A 9818-nucleotide genomic window follows, 5' to 3' on the forward strand; every position below is an offset into this window, starting at 1 on the left:
CCTAGTGTTCTCTCATATAAGGCGCGAACGCTCATAATCGAGGCTACGGGCTCGCTAATAAAGGCTGAAACACTTATGGCGCAGTATTTGGCATACACACTCTGAATCTCTTGTACCAAGCTCTTCAAATGCTCCATATGAACTATGGAATCGCGCTCATCCTCGCTGCTTATTTCCATGTTTAATAAAGTAACAACATGATCACTTCCCGCATCAATAGATTCGCATTGGTAGGATGGATGCACGATTTCGTTCGCAATATTCAGAAGCGAGTATTTCAATAAGGATTGATCTTTAGAACTGTAATTAGCATGAAAGGCTGCATAATGATCTATTTTGAACAGAATAAGGGCGATGCTACTTTTTGGATCAAAGTGAACATTATGCTGTTTGAAAAACGACGCATAGTCCACTTCCCTCATATTTTTACTCAAGAGGAGATCTTTTAAATAATTCTGTTTCAATGTGAAAAGATTTGTTTTTCGAAAATCTTCTAGAGATGTCAGATGAAAATGGGTGCTATGAATGGAATCTGTGATGTATTCGAATTCATTGTTATGCTCCTGATTCGGTGTTTGATTTTTATTTAGACGACCAATTGTCATTCTAAGATTTCGAACAGGATTATAGASATTTTTCGAAAGTAAGAAGCCCGTGATGAGGCAGATAATGAGCATAGCTAATCCAATTGTCACTGTAATCGCTTTCACTTTGCTTACTGTTCCAGCAATATATTTGTAAGGAGTAATGTTAACCAGAATCCATGGCGAAGTTTCGTAAGAAATGTAGGTAATGATTGATGAAGTACCTCTAAAGTCAGCTTTGAACACACCTGATTTATTGGGTGAGTTTAATATTTGAGAAACAGAAGGTTCGTCAGACAAGCTGCTTAAGAACAAGTCTTTTTCTTGATCAGAATTCGCAATAACGTTCCCGTTATGATCCATGATTAAGATATTATTACCGTTTAAGGAATCAGACTCTTGATAGGAAGCCAGTGAATTGAAGATCCAATCCATTTGTACATTAATGACAAGAGCGTTTTTAAGCTGCTTATCAGGAAAATACTCAGGCAGTATGTAAGAAAATACATTCTCAAACTTCTGTGGATTTAATTCTGAAACAGGAATTTTTCTAGGAAAAGTTGTATGCGATAGAATACTCTTCGGATCCTTAAACATTTGAACGAGTTCCGTATCGTAAAACTGGTCTTTCCTAATGACTGTATTCGGTCCAATGGCATAGTAGGTATTCGTTTTTCCGTTATACACGTAGGCGGAATAAATAAAAGGCGCACTTCCTAAAGCGATATCAATAGCCTTAATGCTGTTAAGCTGATCAAGAACAGAAATGTCGTCACTAAGCATTAATTTGGCTGTATTGGGGTTATTAAAAATAGCAGTTGTATAGGTTCTCACAGAGTTATTAATTTGTAGCGCATTTTGATAAATCTGGTTCATTAATTTCTGATTCGACGAATTGATAAGCCCGATGCTGTAGTTTGTAAAGTTGAAATGTAGAAACAAAATGAGTGCGAACATGATTAAAGTAAGCAAGAAAGTAATCTTAGTAAACATGCTATAGAAATAAAGCTGGCTAGTATGAAAAAACCTCTTTTTCATTAGGCACTCCCTTCACGCAATAACCTGTTGAATACTAGTTATTATAATTCAAAGGCAACGAATTTGGAATTGKCTTAGTCCGGATTGAACTCATTCACAAAATTTAAACCCCATATTTAAACCGTTTCTTCTTTTTTGTATCTTTCTTAAACGAAACTTCATGAGTTACGATAAATGCCAGAAGGAGGTTGATTCGAATTATGCAGCTTAGAGAATGGCGGAAGGATTTTAGCAAAAACAAAGTATTACTTGCTTTGACTTTACCACTCGTCATTTATGTATTTATTTTCAGTTATGTACCTATGTTTGGTGCGATCGTCGCTTTCAAAAGGTACCAGTTCAACAAAGGCATCTTAGGTAGCGACTGGGTGGGCTTAAGTAACTWTAAGTTTTTATTCGAGTCACCTGATCTCTGGCGAATTGTTCGTAACACGTTAGGATACAATTCAGCGTTTATTGTTCTTAATTTGCTGGGATCGGTCTTTGTAGCCTTACTCTTGTACGAAATAACAAGTAAGAAGCTGCTCAAAGTTTATCAGTCGGTCATGTTCTATCCTCATTTCTTATCATGGGTAGTGGTCGCCTACATGGCCTATGCTTTTTTAAATCCAAGATCCGGGATGTTAAATCAATGGTTAGCTGATCTCGGATTTGGAACAGTAGATTGGTACAATATGTCGGGCCCCTGGATCTATATAATGCCGCTAGCTAATATGTGGAAAGAGATAGGGATTAGCGCAATCATTTATTATGCAGGGCTCCTAGGCATTGATCCTACCTATTATGAGGCGGCCAAAATCGATGGAGCGAGTAAGTGGCAGATTCTTACCAAAATTTCTGTACCTTTTCTTTATCCGCTTATGACGATTCTAACGATCTTAGCAATAGGACATATCTTTACGGCCGACTTCGGCTTGTTCTAYCAGCTTCCCATGAATTCGCCGACCATATTCAGCTCAACTGACGTAGTGGACACTTACATTTTCAGAGCATTAATAGATTCTGGAAATATTGGGATGTCCAGCGCAGCTGGACTGACGAAATCTGTTCTAGGATTACTGCTAGTGCTTGGAACGAATGCCTTAGTTCGCAAAATAAATGCCGACAATTCGTTATTTTAGATATAAGGGGGAGGAGAGGGAATGGCTTGTATTAGGTCATACCGGCTGTCTATGCTGCCGATTCATTTGTTTTTCATCGCTGTATCTGCATTGTTTCTTGTTCCGCTATGGTCCATTTTAGCGATTTCATTATCCAATGAACACGATATTTCGAGCTTTGGTTACCGCTTAATACCGATTAAGCTGGATTTTCAAGCTTACCGCTATATATTCGACAATCCCTTAATTATTGTAAATGCATACAAAGTTACGATGTTCACGTCAGCAGTAGGTACGCTTTTGTCCGTATTGATGATTTCTATGTGCGCATACGCCTTGTCGAGATCGAGTTTTAAATACAGTAGCTTCATTACCTTCTACTTGTTTTTTACAACATTATTCAGTGGAGGGATTGTTCCCTTCTATATACTAATGACGAAGTTTTTCCATGTGCAAAATACGTATGCAGCATTAATTCTTCCTTTGTTAGGGAATATCTGGTATATGTTTCTGATGCGAACCTTCTTCAAGCAACTGCCAGACTCCCTAGTGGAATCGGCCAAAATCGATGGTGCAGGTGAGCTTAGAATTTACATTACAATGATCATTCCACTATCTACACCAGTCTTAGCAACAATTGGTCTGATGCAGCTGCTTGTCTATTGGAATTCATGGTTCAATGCGCTTCTATTTATCGATAACCAGTCCTTGTTTCCACTGCAATATTTACTGCAGGTTATGATGAGTAATATCCAAGAGATATTGAAAAATATGACAAGTGGCGGGCAGGTGGATGCAACAATGCTAGCTAATCTGCCGACAGAATCAACTAGAATGGCCATGTGTATATTAGCAATAGCTCCGATGCTTTTTGTCTTTCCATTCTTTCAAAAGTACTTTGCCAAAGGATTGACAGTAGGCGCGGTAAAAGGTTAGCCCTGAGTACGAATTAAGACTAGAATTCTATATTCTAGTTTTAAAATAAACATATAATCATGGAGGGTTGTACATGGAAAGAAGAAAAAGCAAGATGAGCGTGGTTTTAACTTTAATTTTGACAGTGGGGATGCTACTAGCGGGTTGTTCATCAAAGACGGATACTCCGAGTAGTACCGGTACAAGCACAGCCACCGCTCAACCAGAAGTAACCCAAGAAGCTGAAGAATTAAAGCCAGTGAAGTTAGTTTGGTATATTCGAAGCGCAGAGCCGAAAAATATGGCCTCTGTTATGCAGAAGGCGAATGAAATTATCAATGACAAAATCAAAGCAACGCTAGAATTCAAATTTATCAATCCAGGTGATTACGAGAAAAAGATGCAGTTAGTCATGTCTTCAGGAGAAGAATATGATATTTCTTTCACTGCAAGCTGGACGAATAACTATTTGAATAATGTAAGTAAAGGTGCTTATGTTCCTTTAGATGATATATTGGTGAAATACCCAGATTTGCAAAGCATGTTTAAGAAAGAAATTTGGGATGCGGTTAAGGTGGATGGGAAAACGTATGGCATTCCAAATAATCAAATTATGGGTGATCAACCTGGTATATGGTTGAAGAAGGATCTTGTCGATAAGTATAATCTCGATGTTACCAAAGTGAAGTCGCTGAATGATTTGACTCCGATCTTCCAGACGATTAAGGATGGCGAGCCAGGTGTTTCGGCAATTAGAGCAGGTATTCCGACTTCCTTTATGGAGTATGCGCCACTGCTTGAAGGAACAGCTGGATTTGGATTTGCATTGGATACAAAAACATGGAAAGTATATTTCCAACCTGAGCAGTTGACTAGTCAGTTTAAGCAGATGAGAGAATGGTATGAAAAGGGCTTCTTCCCGCAGGATGTTGCTACGATTAAGGATGAGCTATCGTTAATTAAGGCAGGAAAAGTATCCAGTCGATATAGCCGTCAGAAACCAGGAATAGATGCCGAACTCAAAACATCATATGGATTTGATGTTATTAATTTTTCAACTGGTCCAGCCGTCATTAGTAAATCGGCTGTTACTAGTACGTTAAATGCCGTTAGCGCCACATCGAAAAACCCGGATCGTGCGGTGATGTTAATTAATCTGATTGATACGAATAAAGAGTTGTTCAACTTGCTTAAATACGGTATTGAGGGGCAGGATTACACGAAGGTTTCAGATAATCGTATTGAAATTAAACCTGATTCGTATTCCGTGCCTGGCTGGTTGTTTGGCAACGAACTTAATAGCTTTGTCGTACCTGGACAAGTGGATGACGTTTGGGAGCAAACAAAGAAGTTGAATGATTCGTCTATGATTGACCCTTCCATTAGTTTCACATTTGATCGTAAAAATGTTGAAAATGAAATCGCTCAATTGAGTGCAATTACAGCCGAGTATACGCCTATTCTTATGAACGGACTTGATGATGTGGACAAAATCTTGAAGGCTATGATGGATAAACGAAAAGCAGCTGGTCACGATAAAGTGCTGGCTGAGCTTCAACAGCAAGTTGACGAATGGAGACAGACGCAGAAATAAATTTTGATTAAAATAAATGGGGATCCAGTATGAAATGGTTCCCCATTACTTTTTTTAGGGAAGGATGAATGAGATGATTCAGCAATTAACATTTCGGCAGCTTAAGAACGCATTGGAGGAGACGCAACATCTCCCCTATACACTTTATGCAGAAGCAAATGCTTCTGATAATTGGAGACGAATCAGGGAGGATGTGAACTACTCGGATTTCTGGCGTTCTCTGGAGAAGCAAGCAGCAGACTTGATAGAAAATCCCGTCCGATCGCCGCTTTTTTCGGAGTTTACTTTAGGGATCAACCAGTCCCACCTCGTGAAACGGTAGACCTTCTTCAGGTATTACCGCATTCACATTAGCTGAAACTGTGCACTTGCTTAAAGATGAATTGCATCCATGGGTGGTCCATCGTGTGAAAGAGGAGATCGAAAGGCGCATATTTCAAGTCTATTTCGAGCGCAGGGGTATATCCGCGGACCTATTCGTTTGAATTGAATGAACAGGACTCTGGAACGGATGAAGTACCAATCGTATATCGAGCATATCCAGGCGAAGAAGTATCGATCCTCGGCGGAGCAACGATGGATACGAATGATTTCAAACCTGTCACAGACGTGTCAGTGCGAGAGCGACTTTCAACATCAGTGGTCGATCAAGTTTATCAGTTCGATTTGCGTTCACAAGGATTTACTAATTTCGGCCAAATCATACAAAGTGGGTTTGGGTTGCCTACGGCTCCAGAGCCGCCGGAACTATTTTTCAATCAGGATGTATTAATGTTGGCGCGCTATCCAAATGTAGGCGATGGCGATGGATTTCTCCGAATCGAGCAGGTCGACGACCCAGGTGCAGATCCCCGAAATGCTGGTGAGGAGTACAGCGTTCGCCCTTTACCTCCGATCTATAATCACGGAGCCACCTTTCGATACCTTGATGAAAGGCCGAGTAACTGGGCGGATACCAACGATATATGGATGTTTGGATATTGGTTCTGGGACTGGGCTGATGGAACGTTACAAATTAAGGATATTAATAAGGTGACCAAACAAATAAGCACAACTAAGGCCAGCGTATATTCAGTGAAAAAAGGTCAGCGTTATTATTATTTTAATATTTTGGAGGAGCTTGACGTGCCGGGCGAATATTATCTGGATCGCAATAGCGGCATATTATACTTATATCCTCCGAGCGAGCTCAAAGATAGTGAGATTGAAATTTCACTCCTGGGTGACCCTCTTATTTCCATGAAAGAGGTTTCCAACACCACATTCCAAGGAATTAAATTTGGATTAACGCGTGGAACAGCGATCGAGATGAATGGTGGCTCGAACAATGTCATTACTGATTCTACATTTTTGAAAATCGGAGATAAGGCAGTAACTATCCTTGATGGTCATTATAATGGGGTAACTAACAGTGAAATTTATGGAACTGGAAAAGGCGGGATCTTGTTAGACGGCGGTAATCGTGCGACGCTAACACCCGGTGAAAATTATGCGGTGAATAATACCCTCCATGATTTTAGTCGGATCCAACGGACATATACTCCAGCTGTGAACATTACGGGTGTGGGTAATCGCGTTGCTAATAATTTGATTTATAATGCGCCACACGAAGCTATTCAGTTTGTCGGTAACAACCACATTATTGAATATAACGAGATTTATAACGTCGTTAATGAGACAGGCGATGCGGGCGCCATTTACGGTGGACGTGACTGGTCTGCACAGGGGACAGTCATTCGATACAATTATATTCATGACATTGGCAATAAGGCTGGATCCGATCAGGTAGGCGTTTATCTAGATGATATGTTGAGTGGAATCACCGTCTACGGCAATATTTTCTCGAATGTCGACTACGGCATAATGGTTGGCGGGGGACGGAATAATATCGTAGAAAATAATGTGATATTGAATAACAGAGTATCTATATCGCTTGATGAACGTGGATTAGGGTGGGCAGCTTATCATTGTGCGGCAGGTGGATCTTTGCCCGTGAATTTGGCAGAAGTACCTTATAAGGAAGAACCGTGGCTTACCTATTTCCCGAATCTAGAAAATATATGGACTGATTCTCCTTGTGAAGCTAAATATAATTCGGTACAAAACAATGTGATCTACAAATCAGCTGGAATGTCTATTGATGGTAATGCATCAGCTTCAGGATTCATTCAAGACAATTGGGGGACAAGCGAAGATATCGGATTTATTGATTCAGAAAATGAGAATTGGAATCTTCGCGAAGATGCGCCTGTATTCACTCATATTCCCGGATTCGAATCTATACCGTATGACAGGATTGGACTGAACAAAGGAACACAGGATGATTACGTGCTTGCACAAGTATCTATGTATTCTCCAACTAAAACACTCGAAGTAGACGATAGTACAACGTTGTGGGTAATGGGGAGTTCGGCAACCGGTCGATATAAAAGTCCTTATGGCCATATGACATTCAGCAGCGAACATCCTGATATTGCCGAAGTCGGACGTAATGGTGTCGTTCGTGCGATCGCTCCAGGAAACACACAAATTACTGTGACTGCGGAGGTCGATGGAGTTACGGTAAGCGATATGATATCATCACTTAAAGTGTATGAACCGAATCCCATACGAAGAGGGTAAAGTAATGGGAGAAAGTAGTGATTTCACGATTGGAACGGTTACGTGATAGGACATGATTTTTAGGAGGTACAGCATGTTTACAGCAAACGAACTGGACTATTTAGAAAGTTCATCCGGGTTAAACCCTATTCAGAAAGTCATCGATGCATTTAAAGAAAAAGGCAAGTTAGATGGTCTCGAAGAAACCGGATTAACACGTGACGTATATTTGGACTTTTCCGAAGCGAGAGTTCGTCAATTCGTCCCGTATTTAAGTGAATACGGAGGAATACTGGATCCTGGCGACGGGAAAGAACACGAATACGCATCCGCTTCATTTGTTAAAGCCGGAGCTATTCTATTAGACAACGATCGCTGCAAGGATCTCAAAGAACAGATTTTGCTCGCGATGGACTGGGCCAGCACTTGTCTGGGTGAGAACAAAGTCCCTGACGATCATGCCGATTTCACTACGCACATGCTGGTTCGGGCGTATCAACTTCTAGCACCGATGGTAGATACGGAGCGGAGAGATGCTTGGAAAGCAAGTTTGTCCAGCGTTGAGCCTGAGGTAACGTATTGCCAAACGCTCCGAACTTTTCCGGATATTCGTACCATTCGTAACTGGGCTACATATGCCATGCATGGGGAAATGATGAGGCTTAACGAAGGGTTCACGGATTCTATGTCATTCATCGATAAATATTTGAAACCGCAAATGACGCGTTTTACGCGTGAAGGACTATACCGCGATCCAAATATCCCTGTTGCTTATGATTTGGCTGCTCGCCAACAGCTTAGCGGGTTAATAGATGCCGGTTATAACGGTGAATGGAAGACATTTCTAGAAAGACAACTTCGAAAAGGTGCCCAAACAATGTTGTTTATGCAAACTACCACCGGGGGAACGAGCTGCGGAGGTAGGAGCAACCAAATTATTTGGAACGAATTGACATTTGCTAATGTTTGTGAACGGGAAGCCTCTCTTTATGCCAAAGAAGGAGAGCAAGAATGGGCAGGAGTCTTCAAGCGAGCTGCAAGAAAAGCGCTACAATCCATTCTGCGCTGGATAGAGGATCCTATTGAATTTAGGTTGTTGAAAAATCGGTTCGATAGCGGACTCCGTAACGGGTGGGAATTCTATGCCTATTATTCGACATACAGCTTGTATGCTGCTCAAATTGCAGCTTCGTGCTATGAAAGCGCTGACGAGAGTATATCCGAAAAGGCAGCACCGGCTGATTGGGGCGGATATGTGGTGCCAATTGAGTCCTTTAACCGGATCTATGCCACTACGTCACCTCAACAAGGTGCATATCATCTCGTTATGGATACAGCTGCACAAATGGGTCATGACGCAACCGGATGGGTGCGGCTCCATAAAGCGGATTGTCTAGAGGAAACGGCTCTCTCGATGGGGATAGCTGGGCTCGACGGCAATATTCACTTGAATTATTTTGTAGCCAAACAAATCATTCCACGCCCCCATACGCCAGCAGCTATCGGGCTGACCTGGAGAGATGGACATGGTACCTGGCACAGGTTAGCTGGCTTTGGGAGAAGAAAGCACGAAACATTTGCTTCCTTAAATGCGGACGGGGCGCCAACGAAACCTGAAAAACTACATTGGAATGCTTTGCTTGAGAGTGAGGGTGAGGGCGATGATGCGTTAGCCTTCAAAATACGTTACGAATCTACGGGACTTCAGCTTTTAAATGATATGGATTTGCGTACACCAGATGATGATCTGCAACCAGCCTATTTGCGAGGCGTTGCTGATATGTTGCCAAGGCCTGGTATCGAAGGCGTAGCGGCGATCACGGAATCTTATCGGATTGCAAAAGAAGGGGTGATAACGGCATGGACTGTGGAGGCAGCAGAGAATACGGAATTAWCTGCAATTGGGGTAACGGTTCCGGTTCTTGTGTCTAACGGAACCGATGAGACTGTCATCCGCATGGAGGGGAATAAGCTTATGGTCTGTTA

General features: G+C 41.6%; 7 protein-coding genes. 6 read left to right on the plus strand and 1 reads right to left on the minus strand.

Going from position 1 to position 9818, the window contains the following annotated elements; translation table 11 throughout:
- The coding region (locus AC1DWN_RS19805) for a cache domain-containing protein (RefSeq protein ID WP_477560626.1) at positions 1-1622 on the minus strand (1622 nt) is incomplete at its 3' end.
- A 200-nt stretch (positions 1623-1822) separates the two neighbouring features.
- Here AC1DWN_RS19805 and AC1DWN_RS19810 point away from each other — a divergent pair.
- The 6 genes from AC1DWN_RS19810 to AC1DWN_RS19835 all read left to right on the plus strand — a co-directional run.
- Positions 1823-2743 (plus strand): ABC transporter permease, encoded by a 921-nt coding sequence (locus tag AC1DWN_RS19810; protein WP_477560627.1) that lies wholly within the window; start codon positions 1823-1825, stop codon positions 2741-2743.
- A 21-nt stretch (positions 2744-2764) separates the two neighbouring features.
- On the plus strand, positions 2765-3658 hold the full coding sequence (locus AC1DWN_RS19815) for a carbohydrate ABC transporter permease (protein ID WP_477560628.1): 894 nt from the start codon (positions 2765-2767) through the stop codon (positions 3656-3658).
- A gap of 73 nt (positions 3659-3731) precedes the next feature.
- On the plus strand, positions 3732-5231 hold the full coding sequence (locus AC1DWN_RS19820; protein WP_477560629.1) for an ABC transporter substrate-binding protein: 1500 nt from the start codon (positions 3732-3734) through the stop codon (positions 5229-5231).
- A gap of 73 nt (positions 5232-5304) precedes the next feature.
- Positions 5305-5553: a hypothetical protein gene (locus AC1DWN_RS19825; protein WP_477560630.1), complete on the plus strand. Its 249-nt coding sequence runs from the start codon at positions 5305-5307 to the stop codon at positions 5551-5553.
- Between the two features lie 164 nt (positions 5554-5717).
- Positions 5718-7853 (plus strand): right-handed parallel beta-helix repeat-containing protein, encoded by a 2136-nt coding sequence (locus tag AC1DWN_RS19830; protein ID WP_477560631.1) that lies wholly within the window; start codon positions 5718-5720, stop codon positions 7851-7853.
- Positions 7854-7926: 73 nt separating this feature from the next.
- On the plus strand, positions 7927-9818 hold a 1892-nt coding region (locus AC1DWN_RS19835), incomplete at its 3' end, for a hypothetical protein (protein ID WP_477560632.1).

It is taken from the genome of Paenibacillus sp. P4_A7 (assembly GCF_056402455.1).

What these genes read in the sequence shown, in the direction of transcription:
- AC1DWN_RS19825 (WP_477560630.1), top strand. Translation starts at nt 5,305, where the DNA reads ATGATTCAGCAATTAACATTTCGGCAGCTTAAGAACGCATTGGAGGAG.
- AC1DWN_RS19815 (WP_477560628.1), top strand. Translation starts at nt 2,765, where the DNA reads ATGGCTTGTATTAGGTCATACCGGCTGTCTATGCTGCCGATTCATTTG.
- AC1DWN_RS19820 (WP_477560629.1), top strand. Translation starts at nt 3,732, where the DNA reads ATGGAAAGAAGAAAAAGCAAGATGAGCGTGGTTTTAACTTTAATTTTG.